The organism is Pseudomonas sp. (assembly GCF_036387035.1).
Taxonomy (GTDB): Bacteria; Pseudomonadota; Gammaproteobacteria; order Pseudomonadales; family Pseudomonadaceae; genus Aquipseudomonas.
This window is the reverse complement of sequence record NZ_DASVUM010000157.1, coordinates 12,505-30,876: the sequence shown is the minus strand read 5'-3', so window position 1 is coordinate 30,876 and position 18,372 is coordinate 12,505. Positions and strand designations below refer to the sequence as shown.

At 59.5% G+C, this 18,372-nt stretch carries 15 protein-coding genes; 10 read left to right on the top strand and 5 right to left on the bottom strand.

Annotated elements, in window-relative coordinates; all coding sequences use genetic code 11:
* The 3 genes from VF672_RS15150 to VF672_RS15140 form a co-directional block, all read left to right on the top strand.
* The coding region (locus VF672_RS15150; RefSeq protein ID WP_331105387.1) for a DUF2868 domain-containing protein at positions 1-421 on the top strand (421 nt) is incomplete at its 5' end.
* On the top strand, positions 414-1,799 hold the full coding sequence (locus tag VF672_RS15145) for a GTPase/DUF3482 domain-containing protein (protein ID WP_331105386.1): 1,386 nt from the start codon (positions 414-416) through the stop codon (positions 1,797-1,799). The genes VF672_RS15150 and VF672_RS15145, both read left to right, overlap by 8 nt.
* Positions 1,800-1,919: 120 nt before the next feature.
* Positions 1,920-2,375 (top strand): YkgJ family cysteine cluster protein, encoded by a 456-nt coding sequence (locus tag VF672_RS15140; RefSeq protein ID WP_331105385.1) that lies wholly within the window; start codon positions 1,920-1,922, stop codon positions 2,373-2,375.
* Positions 2,376-2,584: 209 nt separating this feature from the next.
* Here the strand turns inward: VF672_RS15140 and typA are convergent, their stop codons facing one another.
* The gene (typA, locus tag VF672_RS15135) at positions 2,585-4,405 is read right to left on the bottom strand and encodes a translational GTPase TypA (RefSeq protein ID WP_331105384.1); all 1,821 of its coding nucleotides are present in this window, start codon (positions 4,403-4,405) and stop codon (positions 2,585-2,587) included.
* Between the two features lie 140 nt (positions 4,406-4,545).
* The gene (gene thiI / locus VF672_RS15130) at positions 4,546-6,000 is read right to left on the bottom strand and encodes a tRNA uracil 4-sulfurtransferase ThiI (RefSeq protein ID WP_331105383.1); all 1,455 of its coding nucleotides are present in this window, start codon (positions 5,998-6,000) and stop codon (positions 4,546-4,548) included.
* Between the two features lie 332 nt (positions 6,001-6,332).
* Between thiI and glnA the strand changes: the two genes are divergently transcribed.
* From glnA to ntrC, 6 genes are all read left to right on the top strand, one after another.
* The gene (gene glnA, locus VF672_RS15125; protein WP_037018763.1) at positions 6,333-7,739 is read left to right on the top strand and encodes a glutamate--ammonia ligase; all 1,407 of its coding nucleotides are present in this window, start codon (positions 6,333-6,335) and stop codon (positions 7,737-7,739) included.
* A 193-nt stretch (positions 7,740-7,932) separates the two neighbouring features.
* Positions 7,933-8,499, top strand: a complete 567-nt coding sequence (locus VF672_RS15120) for a chorismate mutase (RefSeq protein ID WP_331105382.1) — start codon at positions 7,933-7,935, stop codon at positions 8,497-8,499.
* A 126-nt stretch (positions 8,500-8,625) separates the two neighbouring features.
* A complete protein-coding gene (locus tag VF672_RS15115) occupies positions 8,626-9,174 on the top strand; it encodes a DUF4124 domain-containing protein (RefSeq protein WP_331105381.1) in 549 nt (182 codons plus the stop codon).
* Positions 9,158-9,802, top strand: a complete 645-nt coding sequence (locus VF672_RS15110) for a DUF4124 domain-containing protein (protein ID WP_331105380.1) — start codon at positions 9,158-9,160, stop codon at positions 9,800-9,802. The genes VF672_RS15115 and VF672_RS15110 overlap by 17 nt, the downstream gene beginning before the upstream one ends.
* Positions 9,803-10,113: 311 nt before the next feature.
* Entirely contained in the window at positions 10,114-11,199 is a 1,086-nt protein-coding gene (glnL, locus tag VF672_RS15105; RefSeq protein ID WP_037018753.1) for a nitrogen regulation protein NR(II), read from the top strand.
* Positions 11,196-12,632, top strand: coding sequence for a nitrogen regulation protein NR(I) (ntrC, locus tag VF672_RS15100; protein WP_331105379.1), 1,437 nt, complete (start codon positions 11,196-11,198; stop codon positions 12,630-12,632). Before glnL ends, ntrC begins: the two co-directional genes overlap by 4 nt.
* A gap of 137 nt (positions 12,633-12,769) precedes the next feature.
* Here ntrC and mgrA read toward each other — a convergent pair whose 3' ends face one another.
* Positions 12,770-13,807, bottom strand: a complete 1,038-nt coding sequence (mgrA, locus tag VF672_RS15095) for an L-glyceraldehyde 3-phosphate reductase (RefSeq protein ID WP_331105378.1) — start codon at positions 13,805-13,807, stop codon at positions 12,770-12,772.
* Positions 13,808-14,044: 237 nt separating this feature from the next.
* Here mgrA and VF672_RS15090 point away from each other — a divergent pair, with 237 nt between their 5' ends.
* Positions 14,045-14,797, top strand: coding sequence for an SDR family oxidoreductase (locus tag VF672_RS15090; protein ID WP_331105377.1), 753 nt, complete (start codon positions 14,045-14,047; stop codon positions 14,795-14,797).
* Between the two features lie 190 nt (positions 14,798-14,987).
* Here the strand turns inward: VF672_RS15090 and betT are convergent, their stop codons facing one another.
* Complete coding sequence (betT, locus tag VF672_RS15085) at positions 14,988-16,943, bottom strand: choline transporter BetT (protein ID WP_331105389.1); 1,956 nt, start codon at positions 16,941-16,943, stop codon at positions 14,988-14,990.
* Positions 16,944-17,361: 418 nt separating this feature from the next.
* The gene (gene epsC, locus VF672_RS15080) at positions 17,362-18,306 is read right to left on the bottom strand and encodes a serine O-acetyltransferase EpsC (RefSeq protein ID WP_414705613.1); all 945 of its coding nucleotides are present in this window, start codon (positions 18,304-18,306) and stop codon (positions 17,362-17,364) included.
* Between the last annotated feature and the right edge of the window lie 66 nt (positions 18,307-18,372).

The following is an 18,372-nucleotide window of genomic DNA, read 5'->3' as shown; positions in this document are numbered from 1 at the left end:
TCAGCTTCATGCCGTCGAAACCGGGGCGGCAGCGAGCGAAAGCCAGGGAGCGCTGGTGGTCGCCATCGAGCTGGACAATCAGCATGCGTGGCCGCCCGAGCTTCCCGAAAGCGTGATCAACGCCGGCATTCTCGACTCCCGGGAATCACGGCGCACCCTGCTCGACCAACTGACACGCTATCCGCCCGCGCGACTTGCCATCGCCTGCGACCCGCGTCGCTCGCCGGATCGCGGCAGCCTGGCGTTGATTGCCGAACTCGGGCGATGCGCCACAGAGACACGGGTCTGGCTGCTGCCCGCCCCCACCGGGCAAGCGCTGGACGCCGATCGTCTGCAGGATTGGCACACAGCGCTGCAACAGCTTGAACTGAACTGGACCGACAGCGCGCCACTGACCTGGCTGGAGAGCGGACATGACTGACAAGGACGCGAACCGGCCGCTGAAACTGGCCGTGGTCGGCCACACCAACGTCGGTAAAACCTCGCTGTTGCGCACGCTCACCCGCGATGTCGGTTTCGGCGAAGTGTCCCATCGCCCCAGCACCACGCGCCATGTCGAAGGCGCACGGCTGTCGGTGGACGGCGAGGCATTGCTGGAGCTGTACGACACGCCGGGCCTGGAAGACGCCATCGCCCTGCTCGATTACCTTGAGCGGCTGGACAGACCCGGTGAACGGCTCGACGGCCCGGCGCGGCTTGAGCGCTTTCTTGAGGGCAGCGAGGCGCGCCAGCGTTTCGAGCAGGAGGCGAAGGTGCTTCGTCAGTTGCTCGCCTCCGACGCTGGCCTGTACGTGATCGATGCGCGGGAACCGGTGTTGGCCAAGTACCGCGACGAACTGACCGTGCTGGCCAGCTGCGGCAAACCGTTGCTGCCCGTCCTCAATTTCGTCAGCAGTACCCAGCAGCGCGAACCGGACTGGCGCGAAGCTCTGGCGCGCCTTGGACTGCATGCGCTGGTGCGCTTCGACAGCGTTGCCCCGCCCGAAGACGGCGAAAAGCGTCTGTATGAAAGCCTCGCCCTGCTGCTGGAAACGTCACGTGGCCGGCTGGAGCGCCTTATCGCAGACCAACAGGCCCAGCGTGACGCCCGCAAGCAAAGCGCGGCCAGGCTGATCTCCGAACTGTTGCTGGACTGCGCGGCCTGTCGCCGAAGTGTCGCTACCGACTCCGGGCAGGTACAGGCCGCTATCGATGATCTGCGCAAGTCTGTGCGCCAGCGCGAACAGCGTTGCGTCGAGTCGCTGCTCAAGCTTTACGCGTTTCGTCGCGAGGACGCCTCGGCCAGCGATTTACCACTGATGGATGGCCGCTGGGGCGATGATCTGTTCAACCCCGAGACCTTGAAGCTGCTGGGCGTGCGCGTCGGCGGCGGCATCGCAGCGGGCGCGGCGGCAGGCGCGGGCGTGGACTTGCTGGTCGGCGGCATCACGTTGGGCGCCGCCGCATTGGTGGGCGCCATTGCCGGCGGAGCCCTGCAAACGGCGCGCGGCTACGGTGGGCGGCTGATGGACAAGCTCAAGGGCCAGCGCGAACTGACAGTCGACGATGCGGTGCTGCGACTGTTGGCGCTGCGCCAGCGACAATTGCTGCACGCGCTGGAAGTGCGCGGGCATGCCGCCATGGAAAGCATCAAGCTGACCGCGCCGCTGGACAAGACATGGCGCGAAGGCAAGCTGCCGGATGCGCTTCACAAAGCGAGGGCGCATCCCCAGTGGTCTTCGCTGAATCCGGGGGCAAGGCTCAACCAGAACGAGCGACAGGAACAAGTCGAGGCGCTGGCCAAGACCGTGCTCGTCTGAATGGGCTACGGGAATGATAGCCCGGCGGGCCGCCGGCAGTCGCTTGCCTTATTTTGCGGTAGGGGAATTGCGCGCGGACCGGTATGATCGCGCGCCCGATACACCCGGAAGCACACGCTTATGAAACCCACCTTGATCGCCGCTGCAGAACTCGACCGTATCGAGACCTGGCAGAAATACTCCAGCTATATGTGCGGGGGCTGTGTTTCCAGCTGCTGCACGCTGCCTGTGGAAGTGAAGATCAAGGACCTGATCCGCATTGGCATCGTTGACGAGTTCGAACAGGGCGATAACCCTAAGAACATTGCCAAACGCCTGCAGAAGGACGGGATCGTCGAGCGCTTCAATCAGAAGTCCGGAATCTTCACCCTGCAGCGCATGAGCAACAATGATTGCCTGTATCTGGATCGCAAGAGCCGTCTGTGCACCATCTACGACAAACGCCCCGACACCTGCCGCAACCATCCAAAGATCGGTCCACGCCCGGGTTATTGCGCGTACAAGCCGAAAGAAGTCGTGCGCGAAATCACGGGCACGCTGAATTCGAACTCCGGCCGGGTGCCGTTGAAGTTCTAAAGCATCTCTAGGCTTCGCGTACGCCTTCCCGGCTAAAGCCGGTCCCACTGACACCGCGCGTACTCAGTGGGACCGGCTTTAGCCGGGAAGAGGCCGGTTTGAGCGCCATCGCCCTCACCGCACCGAATCGGCTAAACCAACCCCCACACAAACAAAAACGCCCCCGGCCTTGCGGTCGGGGGCGTTTTTTTACGGCTGACTAAAACTAATCAGTTGCCGCTTTTCTTGGCAGCGCGGGTACGCTCGCTTTCGCCAAGGATCTTCTTACGCAGACGGATCGACTTCGGCGTCACTTCGCACAGCTCGTCTTCTTGAACGAACTCGAGCGCTTGTTCCAGCGTGAAGCGGATAGGCGGAACCAGAGCGATGGTTTCGTCTTTACCGGAAGCACGCATGTTGTCGAGCTTCTTGCCTTTGGTTGGGTTGACGCCCAGGTCGTTGTCGCGGCTGTTGATACCGACGATCTGACCTTCGTACACGTCTTCGCCGTGACCCAGGAACAGTTTGCCGCGAGCTTGCAGGGTTTCCAGTGAGTAAGTCAGAGCCTTACCGGTCGCAACCGAAACCAGAACACCGTTCTGACGGCCGGACATGTCACCCGACTTCATCACGTCGTAACGGTCGAAGATCGAGGTCAGGATGCCTGCACCGGAAGTGAGGGTCAGGAACTCGTTACGGAAGCCGATCAGGCCACGTGCCGGGATGTTGTACTCAAGGCGAACACGGCCCTTGCCATCCGGAACCATGTTGGTCAGATCGCCCTTACGGATACCGATCTGTTCCATGATTGCGCCCTGCGACTCTTCTGGCAGGTCGATGGTGACGTTTTCGAACGGTTCGTGCTTGACGCCATCAACCATGCGGATGATCACTTCAGGACGGCCGACGCCCATTTCGAAGCCTTCGCGACGCATGGTTTCGATCAGTACCGAGAGGTGCAGCTCACCACGGCCAGACACCTTGAACTTGTCAGCGGTGTCGCCTTCTTCCACGCGCAGAGCAACGTTGTACAGCAGCTCTTTGTCCAGACGCTCTTTGATATTACGGCTGGTGACGAACTTGCCTTCTCGACCGCAGAAAGGCGAATCGTTGACCTGGAAGGTCATGGAAACGGTAGGTTCGTCGACGGTCAGCGGCTTCATCGCTTCAACATTCTGTGGGTCGCACAGGGTGTCGGAGATGAACAGCTCTTCGAAGCCGCTGATGCAGACGATGTCGCCGGCCGCAGCTTCTTCTACGTCTATACGGTGCAGACCGTGGTGACCCATCAGCTTGAGAATACGGCCGTTACGGCGCTTGCCGTTGGCATCGATCGCCACAACCTGGGTGTTCGGCTTGACCTTGCCACGGGCAATACGGCCAACGCCGATGATGCCCAGGAAGCTGTTGTAGTCCAGTGCAGAGATCTGCATCTGGAACGGACCATCACGGTCGACTTTCGGCGCAGGTACGTTGTCGACGATCGACTGGTACAGCGGCGTCATGTCTTCGGCCATGGCGGTGTGTTCCAGACCGGCAATACCGTTAAGCGCAGAGGCGTAAACGACTTTGAAGTCCAGCTGTTCTTCGGTGGCACCCAGGTTGTCGAACAGGTCGAAGATCTGGTCCAGAACCCAGTCCGGACGTGCGCCTGGACGGTCGACCTTGTTGATGACCACGATTGGACGCAGGCCGGCTTCGAAAGCCTTCTTGGTCACGAAACGGGTTTGCGGCATAGGGCCATCTTGAGCGTCGACCAGCAACAGAACGGAGTCAACCATCGACATCACGCGCTCTACTTCACCACCGAAGTCGGCGTGGCCCGGGGTGTCAACGATGTTGATGTGGTAGCCATTCCAGTTGATCGCGGTGTTCTTCGCGAGAATGGTAATACCGCGTTCTTTTTCCTGGTCGTTGGAGTCCATCACGCGTTCGTCGTTGAGCTCGCCGCGTTCCAGAGTGCCGGACTGACGCAGAAGCTTGTCGACAAGGGTAGTTTTACCGTGGTCAACGTGAGCAATAATGGCGATGTTACGTAGATTTTCGATCACTTGTGTATCTCGATCAGAGGATTCGGTCAGATGCCTGAGAGAAGGCAACTATGAACGGTGGAGCCGGCGAAAGCCGTTACGGCTGACGACTGGTGTCGGGGGGCCGGTGACGCAAGCCACAGGCAAACAGCCCCGGGCACTTAGCTCGGTCGATAAACGCGCACATTGGCATGCCCCTCACTGAGCAGATGATGAGCATGCAGGCGACTCATGACGCCTTTGTCGCAATAGAGCAGGTACTGGCGCGTGTCATCCAGTTCCTTGAAACGGCTGTTCAATGCAAAGAACGGCAGCGTTTGCACTTCAACGCCAGCCAGATCCAGCGGGCTGTCTTCAGCTTCATCCGGGTGACGGATGTCGATGACCACTTGCCCGGCCAGTGCCTGACTGACTTCTTCAACCTGAACGTCCTGGCCCAACTCCTCGATCACACGATCGATCGGTACCATACGAGCGTTTTCAAGCGCACGCTCAAGCACGGCCATGTCGAACGCTTTTTCTTCGTGTTCGACCCGACTGCGCTTGGCGGCGGTCTTCGGATTCACCGATATCACGCCGCAATATTCCGGCATGTGCCGGGCAAAATCGCCAGTGCCGATCTGGTCGGCCAAGTCGATGATGTCCTGCTTGTGACTGGCGATCAGCGGTCGCAGGACCAGCTTCTCCGTCACGCAATCAATGACCGACAAATTGGGCAGTGTCTGGCTGGACACTTGGGAAATCGCTTCGCCGGTGACCAGCGCGTCGATTTCCAGCTGGTCGGCAATGTGGGTCGCAGCGCGCAACATCATACGCTTCAATACTACGCCCATATGACTGTTATCGACTTTTCCGAGAATTTCTCCCAGAACTTCCTCGAACGGTACGCTGACGAACAGCACGCGCTGGGAGCTGCCGTACTTCTTCCAGATGAAGTGCGCGACTTCCATTACGCCCAGCTCATGGGCACGTCCGCCCAGATTAAAGAAGCAGAAATGGCTCATCAGACCGCGACGCATGATCTGGTAGGCCGCCACGGTTGAGTCAAAACCACCCGACATCAGGATCAGGGTCTGTTCAAGCGAACCCAGCGGATAACCGCCAATGCCATTGTGCTGGCTGTGGATCACGAACAGGCGCTGATCGCGGATTTCGATTCGGACTTCGATTTCCGGGGCCTTGAGCGAAATGCCCGCAGCGTTGCATTCACGACGCAGCTTGCTTCCAACGTACTTCTCGACGTCCATGGAACTGAAGTCGTGATGACCTGCCCGCTTGCAGCGTACCGAGAATATCTTGCCGGGGATCGCATCGCCGAAGTGCAGTTTGCACTTCTCATAGATGTCGTCCATGTCACCCAGCGGATATTGATCCACCTGCAGAAAATGCGTGATGCCGGGCATGCAGCTCAGGCGCTCGGTCATCTCGTGCAGGACTTTGGCGTCTTCGACCCTGGTTTCGACCTCAAGGTTGTCCCACACGCCGTCCACCACCAACGCTGGGTCCAGATCGCGGAGCACCGTGCGGATGTTCTTGGCCAGCTGTTTGATGAAGCGCTTGCGCACAGGCCGGCTTTTGATAGTGATTTCTGGGAAGACTTTGACGATTAATTTCATGAAAACAGCGCGCTAGGTCCCGGTCGAAAAAGGGGGGCGCGGATTATAGCGGAAATTGCTCAAGGTTTAACCAGTTATCGTACAGCCAATCATCAGCGCACCAAAAAAGCCCTGTATACAATTACTTAGCACCATTACGGTGCGTTGGTTTTCGAATTTGCGACGTTTAACGCGCTTTAAGGCAGCGATTCCGGCGGAAATCCCAACACAGGGCACTGGCATGCAAATTGCTCCCTTGTGAGGCAGGTTGCCTTGGTCGAGTATCTTGCCCGGCATCACCAAAATTAAAGGGCCAACCACTACTCAGGCCCTAATCCACCCCGGAGGACAGCATGTCGAAGTCGGTTCAACTCATCAAAGATCATGACGTTAAGTGGATTGATCTGCGCTTCACGGACACCAAAGGCACTCAGCACCACGTGACCATGCCGGCCCGCGATGCGCTGGAAGACGACTTCTTCGAAGTCGGCAAAATGTTCGACGGCTCCTCCATCTCGGGCTGGAAAGGCATCGAAGCCTCCGACATGATCCTGCTGCCGGACGACGAAACCGCAGTCCTCGATCCGTTCACCGAAGAGCCTACCCTGATTCTGGTATGCGACATCATTGAACCGTCGACCATGCAGGGCTACGATCGCGATCCACGCGCCATCGCTCACCGCGCCGAGGAATACCTCAAGTCGACCGGTATCGGTGACACTGTGTTCGCAGGCCCGGAGCCAGAATTCTTCATCTTCGACGAAGTGAAATTCAAGTCCGACATCTCTGGCTCCATGTTCAAGATCTACTCCGAACAAGGTTCGTGGATGTCCGACGCTGACATCGAAGGCGGCAACAAGGGCCACCGTCCAGGCATCAAAGGCGGCTACTTCCCGGTTCCACCGTTCGACCACGACCACGAAATCCGCACCGCAATGTGCAACGCCCTGGAAGAAATGGGCCAGGTCGTCGAAGTTCACCACCACGAAGTGGCAACGGCTGGCCAGAACGAAATCGGCGTGAAATTCAACACGCTGGTCAAGAAGGCAGACGAAGTTCAGACCCTGAAATACGTGGTCCACAACGTTGCCGACGCTTACGGCCGCACGGCTACCTTCATGCCTAAGCCTCTGTACGGCGATAACGGCTCGGGTATGCACGTTCACATGTCCATCTCCAAAGATGGCAAGAACACCTTCGCAGGCGAAGGTTATGCCGGTCTGTCCGACACCGCGCTGTACTTCATCGGCGGCATCATCAAGCACGGTAAGGCGCTGAACGGCTTCACCAACCCGGCAACCAACTCGTACAAGCGTCTGGTTCCAGGTTTCGAAGCACCGGTCATGCTGGCTTACTCGGCACGCAACCGTTCGGCTTCGATCCGTATTCCTTACGTCAACAGCCCTAAAGGCCGTCGTATCGAAGCACGTTTCCCAGACCCGGCTGCCAACCCGTACCTGGCGTTCGCCGCACTGTTGATGGCTGGCCTGGACGGCATCCAGAACAAGATCCACCCTGGCGATGCTGCCGATAAAAACCTGTATGACCTGCCGCCTGAAGAGGCTAAAGAGATCCCACAAGTTTGCGGTAGCCTGAAAGAAGCGCTGGAAGAGCTGGACAAAGGTCGTGCGTTCCTGACCAAAGGCGGCGTGTTCAGCGACGACTTCATCGACGCTTACATCGCTTTGAAATCCGAAGAAGAAATCAAAGTGCGCACCTTCGTACACCCGCTGGAATACGAGCTGTACTACAGCTGCTGATCCAGTCGCGCCGGCGAAGGCCGCGTGAACAAGAGGCCTCCTTCGGGAGGCCTTTTTTGTTACAGCCACGCATTGCTCCTCGCTATAAATATGTACCGCAGATCAGGACGACGCTTCCGGCAATCTTGTCTTTCTGATCTTCTAGAGCCAAATGTTGGATAGTGATCGCTCGGTCATATGCGAGGACATAACAATGCTGAAACAGCTCCAATTCGCTGCCTTTACCTGCGGCCTGCTATCGACCGGCCTTCAGGCTGCTCCCGCCCAGAAGCCCCCCGCCCAACTTCAGCCACTCGTGGCGGCCATGGAGTTAAGGCTGGAGATCGCCAATGATGTAGCGCGCAGCAAGTGGCACAGCGGCAAGCCGGTGCAGGACAGTGAGCGTGAGCGCCAGGTGATCCAGAACGCTGAGTCACGGGCGGGTGAATTCAAGCTGACCGGCGGCGAGGTACGCGACTTCATGACGGCCCAGATGGAGGCCAACAAGATGGTGCAATACGCGCGCCTCGAGCAGTGGCGCGAGACCGGCCAATCGCCCGAAAAGCCTGACCTCAATTTGACCGAAGGCATCCGGGGTCGGCTGGACACGCTGCTGCCGGTATTGATGCAGAGCTATTCGGCGTTTCAGCCTTATCGCAGCGATGCAGGGTGCTCAGGCTGGGTGCAGTCTGAAATCCAGCGGCAGGCAGGCGATCCCGTCATCGTGACGGCGCTGCAACGGGCGGCAGGCGACCTCTGCCAAACTTCAACCACCCACTGAGGACTGGAGCAGGGCCACTTCTCAAGTGACACCCATGATCAGTATTCCTCTATGCTGATCCGTGCTGCGCCATGCATTTAGCACAGCGTCATTGTTGGTTGTCTTGATCGCTGCACTGGAGTGTTCATGCGTCAATGTCTCGCCCTTCTGCTGCTGGTGTTAGCACTGCCCGCCGCCGCGCAGATCTACAAATACACCGATGCGTCCGGAAATACGGCCTACAGCAATCAGCCGCCAAACGGCACCAAGGCCGAAGCCGTCGAGCTGCCCCCACTCAACAGTGTCGAGACCGTCGTGCCTGCCCCGCCACCGCCGCTTCCAACGCCGCGGAGCGAAGCTCAGAACCAGAACCAGAACCAGAACCAGCAGAGCGCTGCCGCCTATCAAGTGCTCGCACTAAAGGACCTGCCGCAGGAAGAAGCGCTCCGCGCCAACAACGGTTCATTCACCGTTGGCGTGGCGATAGAACCTCGTTTGCAGCCTGGACATTTGCTGCAGTTGATCGTGGATGGCACACCTTACGGGCAACCTACCAATATTCCCCGACTGCAGGTCATGGAGCTTGATCGTGGCGAACACAGCTTTTCGGTTCAGGTGGTGGAAAACCAGCGTTCGATCCAGCAAAGCGAAACGGTCAACCTGACAGTGCAGCGAGTCCATGCCGGCCGACCTTAAATACCGTTGCCGGTCAGCCATTGCCCTGTGCCTGCTGCTCTGCCTAAGCCAGACCGTCTTGGCCGAGGTTTATACCTATGTGGATGCGGACGGCAACAGGGTGTTCACAGACCAACCTCACCGTAACGCGAAAAAGGTCGACATCGCACCGACCAACCGTGTCGTGCAGCCCACCAACACGCCCAGTCGGACCTCCCGGCCAAAGCCTGCACAAAAACCCATTTTTCATTATGAGTTGCTGCGCATTCTTGCGCCGGAACCCGATAGTACGATCCGTGATATCCAAGGCAATCTGAACGTCACCGTCAGCAATGATCCGGAGCTTCAACCAGGTCACTTGTACCGATTGCTACTCGACAGCAAACCCTATGGCGAGCCAACGCGCAGCCCGGTTTTCCCGCTGACGAACATCGACCGCGGGACTCATCAACTCTCTGTGGAGATCGTCGATCAATACGGGCGAGTGGTTGAGCGAACCCCCAATCAGCCCTTCCACCTGATCCGCATATCGCTGACCCAGAAGCGGCTTGCGCAACCCTGCAAAACTGACGATTACGGGGTGCGCCCCGAATGTGCCTTGAAAGACAAGCCAGAGGAAGATTCTGGGTTCTTTTCGTTTTTTCGTTAAACCTCGCCCATCTTCTCTCGACCCGCTACGCTCCATAATGGTGCGAATCCTGAACATGTTCTCGGATGAAAAGCCCATTTTGGTTCAAGATTCGTTAACTCGTGCACTGCCGCCGGGCCTGTCGTTCGAAAAACGCTCGTAATTCCTCAATCCGCGCTTCTTTTCGGAGCCTTGGTTTGGTTTTTGCATTTTGTAATGGATGCGCGAGCACATCACACGTGTCAGCGGTTTCCATACGCTGGCAAGACCAATCAGAGCCTGCACGAGCGGCCCAGCCGCCGTGCATCGAGCCAAAAGAGGTCATCGGATTCATGACTATCAGCGATGCGTTGCATCGGTTGTTACTCGACAACCTGACCACTGCCACGATTCTGCTCAACTCGGACCTGCGCCTTGAGTACATGAATCCTGCTGCTGAGATGCTGCTGGCCATTAGCGGTCAGCGCAGCCACGGACAATTCATCAGCGAGCTGTTCACCGAATCGGCCGAAGCGCTCAGTTCGCTGCGTCAGGCAGTTGAGCAAGCGCACCCTTTCACGAAACGTGAAGCCATGCTCACCGCGCTGACCGGACAGACGCTGACGGTCGATTACGCCGTCACGCCGATTCTTTCCCAGGCCGAGACCATGCTGCTGCTGGAAGTCCATCCCCGTGACCGCCTGCTGCGGATCACCAAGGAAGAGGCTCAGTTGTCCAAGCAGGAGACCACCAAGATGCTGGTGCGCGGCCTGGCCCATGAAATCAAGAACCCTCTTGGCGGGATTCGCGGTGCCGCCCAGTTGCTGGCGCGCGAGCTGCCGGAGGAAAGTCTCAAGGACTACACCAACGTCATCATCGAAGAAGCCGATCGCCTGCGAAACCTGGTCGATCGCATGCTCGGCTCGAACAAGCTGCCGCTGCTGGCCATGACCAACGTGCATGAGGTGCTTGAGCGCGTGTGCAGCCTGGTCGAAGCCGAGAGCCAGGGGTGCATCACGATCGTGCGAGACTACGATCCGAGCATCCCTGACGTGCTGATCGACCGCGAGCAGATGATTCAGGCAGTGCTCAACATCGTGCGCAACGCCATGCAGGCCATCAGCAGCCAGAACGAGTTGCGTCTGGGCCGCATTAGCTTGCGCACCCGCGCCATGCGCCAATTCACGATTGGCCACGTGCGCCATCGTCTGGTAAGCAAGATCGAAATCATCGACAACGGCCCCGGCATACCGCCGGAGCTGCAAGAAACCATTTTTTACCCCATGGTCAGCGGCCGCCCGGATGGCACCGGGCTGGGCCTTGCCATTACTCAGAACATCATCAGTCAGCACCAGGGGCTGATCGAGTGTGATAGCCATCCTGGCCATACGACATTCTCGATCTTTCTGCCGCTGGAACAAGGAGCAGCGTCGACATGAGCCGTAGTGAAACTGTCTGGATCGTCGATGACGACCGTTCCATCCGCTGGGTACTGGAGAAAGCCCTGCAGCAAGAGGGCATGACCACGCAAAGCTTCGACAGCGCTGATGGCGTGATGAGCCGCCTGGCCCGCCAGCAGCCTGACGTGATCATTTCCGATATCCGCATGCCCGGCGCCAGCGGCCTGGATTTGCTGGCGCGCATTCGGGAACAGCATCCGCGCCTGCCGGTCATCATCATGACCGCGCACTCGGACCTGGACAGCGCGGTGGCGTCCTATCAAGGCGGTGCGTTCGAGTACCTGCCCAAGCCGTTCGACGTCGACGAAGCCGTTTCACTGGTCAAGCGCGCCAACCAGCACGCTCAGGAACAGCAAGGCCTGGACATCCCGCCAGCGCTGACCCGCACCCCGGAGATCATTGGCGAAGCGCCGGCCATGCAGGAGGTGTTTCGCGCCATCGGCCGCTTGAGCCACTCCAACATCACCGTGCTGATAAACGGCGAGTCCGGGACCGGTAAAGAACTCGTTGCCCACGCCCTGCATCGCCACAGCCCGCGTTCGGTGTCCCCGTTCATCGCGCTGAACATGGCGGCGATTCCGAAAGACCTGATGGAGTCCGAGCTGTTCGGCCACGAAAAAGGCGCCTTCACCGGCGCGGCGAACCTGCGTCGCGGGCGCTTTGAGCAAGCCGACGGCGGCACCTTATTCCTTGATGAAATCGGCGACATGCCTGCGGACACCCAAACCCGGTTACTGCGGGTACTGGCCGACGGCGAGTTCTACCGGGTCGGTGGTCATGTGCCGGTCAAGGTCGACGTGCGCATCATCGCCGCGACGCACCAGAACCTCGAAACGCTGGTCCAGGCCGGCAAGTTCCGGGAAGACTTGTTCCACCGTCTGAACGTGATCCGCATCCATATCCCTCGGATGTCCGACCGTCGCGAGGACATCCCGACGCTGGCGCGACACTTCCTTAGCCGCGCCGCTCAGGAACTGGCGGTGGAGCCCAAGCTGCTGAAGGCGGAAACAGAGGAGTATCTCAAGCACCTGCCGTGGCCGGGCAACGTCCGTCAGCTGGAAAACACTTGTCGCTGGATCACTGTGATGGCGTCGGGCCGCGAAGTGCATGTCAGCGATTTGCCGCCCGAGTTGCTGAGCCTGCCGCAGGACGCTGCCCCGGTGACCAACTGGGAACAGGCGCTGCGCCAGTGGGCCGATCAAGCGCTGGCCCGTGGTCAGTCCAGCCTTCTGGACAGTGCCGTGCCGACGTTCGAGCGGATCATGATCGAGACCGCGCTCAAGCACACCGCCGGCCGCCGTCGCGATGCTGCTGTCTTGCTGGGCTGGGGCCGCAACACCCTGACCCGCAAGATCAAAGAGTTGGGCATGAAGATCGATGGTGGGGATGACGACGAGGGTGACGAGGGCTGAACGGACTCAGCCCCCCGTGTATTGATGGGCTAGACCAAAAATTGGAGCCGGCTTGCTGGCGAACGGAACAGTGTCAACGACAGAAACGTCGCCTGACATTTGAGTTCGCCAGCAAGCGGGCTCCCATAGCCCCAGCGTCATTCAGCCGAAGACGGCTTCTCCCACAGGTTGATCCCACCTTCCACCGCAAAGCGGTCGATCTCAGCCAGTTCTTCCTGACTGAATTCCAGGTTGTCGAGGGCGCCTACGTTTTCGATGATCTGCTCCGGGCGGCTCGCACCGATCAGCGCAGACGTGACACGTGGATCGCGAAGCGTCCAGGCCAGCGCCATCTGTGCCAGGCTCTGGCCGCGACGCTTGGCAATCTCGTTCAGGGCGCGCACGTGCTCGATGTTCTGTTCCGACAAATGCGACGCCTGTAAGGAGCCGCCGCCGGGACGGTTGACCCGTGCATCTTTTGGAATGCCGTTCAGGTATTTGTCCGAAAGCAGCCCTTGGGCCAGCGCCGTGAACGCGATGATGCCCGAGCCGAGTTCCTCGGTGGTGTCCAGCAGGTCCTTTTCCACCCAACGGTTGAGCAGGTTATAGGCCGGCTGATGAATCAGCAGCGGCACTTTCCACTCTCTCAGCAAGCCTGCGATCTCCCGGGTCTTGGCGCCCGAATACGAAGAGATCCCGATGTACAGCGCTTTGCCCTGCTGCACCGCCGTGGCCAGCGCGCTCGCGGTTTCTTCCAGCGGGGTGTCCGGGTCAAAACGGTGAGAATAGAAAATATCGACGTAGTCCAGGCCCATGCGCTGCAGGCTCTGGTCAAGGCTGGCCAGCACGTATTTGCGCGATCCGCCGCCCTGGCCGTAAGGACCCGGCCACATGTCCCAGCCGGCTTTGCTGGAGATGATCAGCTCGTCGCGGTACTGCTTGAAGTCTTCCTTGAGCAGACGACCGAAATTGATTTCGGCACTGCCGTACGGCGGGCCATAGTTGTTGGCGAGGTCGAAATGGTTGATGCCCAGGTCGAAGGCCGTACGCAGCATCGCGCGCTGGGTATCAATCGCCGTGCTGTCGCCAAAGTTGTGCCACAGACCCATTGAGAGCGCTGGCAATACCAGGCCGCTGCGGCCCACGCGACGATAGGGAATGCGTTCATAACGGTTTTCGGCAGCGATGTAAGTCATCCGGTCCTCTCTTTTTTGTACGGAAGTCAGTCACAGAACGAACCTGCGAGATTACTCGGATTTCCATGCGTCGAGGGGGTTCAAGAGAGTGGACGACTGCCCCTGTTTCGCTCGGCGGGCAGGCAAGTTGAATCGTTGTTCGCTAAATCCGAACAATGAAGCCGTTTTCGGGGCGTTTATCGCTGCGTGCACGCATGTGAAGCTGCACTTACTTTGAAATCACATCGGAGACTCACCATGACGCAGTCCACTCCAGACATCCAACGTCCCGTAGCCATCATTACCGGCGCCTCGCGTGGCATCGGCGCACAGATCGCCCGGCGCTTGAGCCACGACGGTTTCGCGGTGGTCGTGAACTATGCCAGCAGCGCGGCGGAGGCCGATGCTCTCGTTGAGCAGCTCAATGCCGAAGGCGGTCAGGCCATCGCCATCAAGGCCGACATTGCCAAGGCTGACGATGTTCGTGGCCTGTTCGAGCAGACGGAAAAGCAGTTGGGCAAAATCGATGTGTTGGTCAATAACGCCGGCGTCATGAAGGCGCTGCCATTGGCAGAGACGAGCGATGAGCAGTTCGATCAGGCGTTCAACATTAATACCCGAGGCACCTTCAACACGCTGCGCGAAGCCGGATCGCGGATGAATGACGGCGGCCGGATCATCAATTTTTCGACCACAGCCCTGGCGCTGAACCTGCCGGGTTACGCGATTTACAACGCGACCAAAGCGGCTGTCGAGGCGTTCACCCATGTGTTCGCCAAAGAGCTGCGCGGACGCAATATCACGGTGAATGCGGTCGCGCCGGGGCCGGTGGCAACTGAACTGTTCCTGCAGGGCAAGAGCGAGGAGCAGATCCAGCACTTCGCCAACATGCCGCCGTTACAGCGACTGGGGCAGCCGGAGGATATTGCCAGCGTCGTGTCCTTTCTGGCCGGGCCGGATTCGGGCTGGGTGAATGGTCAGGTGCTGCGGGCCAACGGCGGCCTGGCGTAAGAAGCATCGCGGATGAACAGTCTGTGAGAAAAGGGGTGCTGCACATTGCTCGCGGAGCAGCGCGTACAACCGCTAAGTATCCAGCGGCTGGTACGACGCCTTCGCGAGCAAGCTCACTCCTGCATGAACTGCTTTTACAGCGCTGCCGCCGGTGTTCAGGGCGGCGGGCGATCTCTTTTAAACGACAGCCTCAACGCACCAGATGCAAGAACTGCATGTGCCGCTCGTACTGGTCAAGGATGTCGTTGATGACCTGTTCCTTGGTGTAGCCCACCAGGTCGTAATCCTGACTGCCCTCGCTCAGGTGCACTTCGGCGCGGTAGTAGCGGCGGTTATTCAGTTGTTTGGAGCCCATCCCGCCACGTGCAAAGGACGGCGTGAAGTAACCACGCATTGTCGCCTGGTACACGAACGGACGCTCTTCACCGTGGCCGATTTCCAGCCCCACCGTGTGATTGGCCGGATCCGGCTGACTCACGACCGTCAGGCCCTTCTCGACGAATACGGCGGTCACTTCTTCAATCGCCGGGCGCACGGTCTGGTCAAGGAAGCGGTAGACCTCATCACGCGACGGGAACGCCACGGCTTGGGTCAAACGCTGACGCCAGCCCCCACGCCGGGATCCGGAGACCGGTGCCAGCGAATACAGCTGGGCGATCTTGCGCTGAGACTCCATATAAAACGCCTTGTGCAGCCCCCACATCATCAACAGCAGAATCAGCGAGAACGGCAACGAGGTCAGCACCACCGCCGACTTCAGCGCATCAATGCTGCCCGAGAACAGCAAACCGCTGGTGATCAGCGCGGTCATCACGCCCCAGAACACGCGCAGCCATTTCGGGCCGTCTTCGTCAGGGCTGCCGCCTTTGGCCGAAAGCGTCGACAGCACCACGGTGCCGGAGTCGGCCGAGGTCACGAAGAACACGAAGCTGATGAACACTGTCACGGCAATGACCGTCCGGCTCCATGGGTAGGTCTGCAGCATCAGGTAAAGCGTCATCGAAGGGTCTTCGATAGCCGACTGGCCCAACGCGGCCATGCCATGGTTCAGCACCAGGTCGATGGCGCTGTTACCGAAGATCGACATCCAGGCCAGGGTGAAGCCCAGCGGGATCAACAGCACGCCGAAAACGAATTCACGAATGGTGCGACCACGGGAGATACGCGCAATGAACAGTCCAACGAAGGGCGACCAGGCAATCCACCAGGCCCAATAGAACACGGTCCAGCCGCCCAGCCAGTCGCTCGGCCCGTCGTACGCGTACACGTCGAAGCTCTTGACCGGCAACGCGCCCAGATAATCGCCAATGTTCTGTACCAGCGTGTTCAGCAGGTGTTGCGTGGGTCCGGCAAACAACACGAACAGCAACAGCGCGCAGGCCAACAGCATGTTGATGTCGGACATCACACGCACGCCTTTGTCGACGCCGGCGATGGCCACAAGGATCGCGGCGCCCATCATCAGGGTGATCAAGCCCACTTGAATCCATTGGGTGTGCGGCACGTTAAACAGGTAGTCCAACCCGGAATTCAGGTGCAGTACACCAAACCCCATGTCAGCGCCGAGGCCGAAAATTGTGGCGATGATGCCGAAACCGTCAACTGCGTACCCAATCGGGCCGTTGATGCGCTTGCCGATCAACGGGTACAGCGCTGAGCGCAATGCCAGCGGCAGGTTATGCCGGTACGCAAAATAGGCCAGCGCCATGCCAACGAAGGCGAACACGCCCCAACCGTGCAGGCCCCAATGCAAAAACAGCAGCTGCATGGCCTGGCGCGCAGATTGGGTTGTCCCGCCCTCGCCTTGCGGCGGCTGCAGCATGTGGGTCAGGGGCTCGGACACGCAGAAGAAAAACAGCGTAATGCTGATCCCGGCGGCGAACAGCATGCCGGCCCAGGACAGGTAACTGAATTCGGGTTCGTCGTGGTCGGCACCGAGCTTGATCTTGCCGTAGCCGGACATCGCGGTAATCACAACGAACAGCAGATACAGCGTCATCGCCAGCATGTAGTACCAGCCAACGGTGTTGGCGGCCCAGTTCTGTGCGGCGAGCAGCCAGGCTCCGGATGCTTCCGGGAAGCCGATCACCACGAGTCCGAAGATCAGAATGAAGCTGGCAGCGAAGTAGAAAACAGGGCCGTTCATGCGAACGGGCGTGCTGTTGGGGGTGCTTGAATTATTCATCGGAATACCGCCGCGCGGGCGATGGGATCGATCATGCAACGTGTATGCGGCAAAGGTAGGCCTCCTGAGATCAGCGGGCAGCGAACCACCGTTTTAACTTGATTGAACGTTCAATTAAAACACGAAAAGTCGGCCAGAGACTAATCCACACTGGCGTGGCAGTGCGTCGGGCGAGGGTAGGACGGACGGCGAAGGCCTTTCGTTCCGTGGGTTCTGGAGGGTTTTCAACGCGCTGGAAAATTATGGAGGCTTGGCGATATGTCGACCGGCGCCTTCCCGGCTAAAGCCGGTCCTACAAGATGTATGCGGTCAATTAGTGGGACCGGCTTCAGCCGGGAAGAGGCCAGTATGCGCACCCTGAAATTGGCGATATGACGGGCTACTTCGGAAAGCCGTCATCGTGCTGCAGACTCGCTTGATTGACGTTGCTGCCCGGCGGTACGCCCCGCGTTAGCCACACGTTGCCGCCGATGGTCGAGCCTTTGCCGATGGTGATTCGGCCCAGAATCGTGGCGCCGGCATAGATCACCACGTCGTCTTCAACGATCGGGTGGCGCGCGTGCCCTTTGAGCAATTGCCCGTCTTCATCGGAAGGGAAGCGTTTTGCGCCCAGCGTGACGGCCTGATAAATGCGCACGCGCTCACCGATGATTGCAGTCTCGCCAATCACCACGCCGGTCCCGTGATCAATGAAGAAGCTCGGGCCGATCTGCGCGCCGGGATGGATATCGATGCCGGTGGCGGAGTGGGCCAGTTCGGCGCTGATGCGCGCCAGCAATGGCAAGCCGTTGTGATACAGATGATGGGCCAGGCGATGGTGAATCACCGCCAGAATGCCCGGGTAGCAGAGCAGCACCTCATCCACGCTGCGCGCGGCGGGGTCACCGTGATACGCGGCCAGCACGTCAGTGTCGAGGATGCGACGAATCGTCGGCAGCGCGCTGGCGAAATCCTGGATCAGCCGTTCCGCATGCACATCCGCGCAACTGGCATCCTGGCCGTTCTGCCGAGCGGCGTAGCGCAGTTCGAGCCGCGCCTGATCGAGCAGCGAATTCAAGGCCACGTCGAGGGTGTATCCCACGTAGAAGTCTTCACTCTCTTCGCGCAGGTCCACGGGGCCCAGCCGCATCGGAAACAGCGCGCCGCACAGCGCGCCGAGAATGTCGTGCATGGCTTCGCGCGAAGGCAGCTCACGGCCGCCCTTCTCTCCGCTGATTCGGCCGTTGCTGGTGCGCCAGTCATCACGCGCAGCGCGCAACTCACCCACAATCCGCTGCAGTTGCCAGTGGCCGGTCACGCCCTCGGCGCAGGATTCAGGGGACAGTTCGGGAATAGTGCTCACGCAGGTTTCTCCTTCATTCAACGGCGAGTCAGGCTGTGAGGCCGAAGT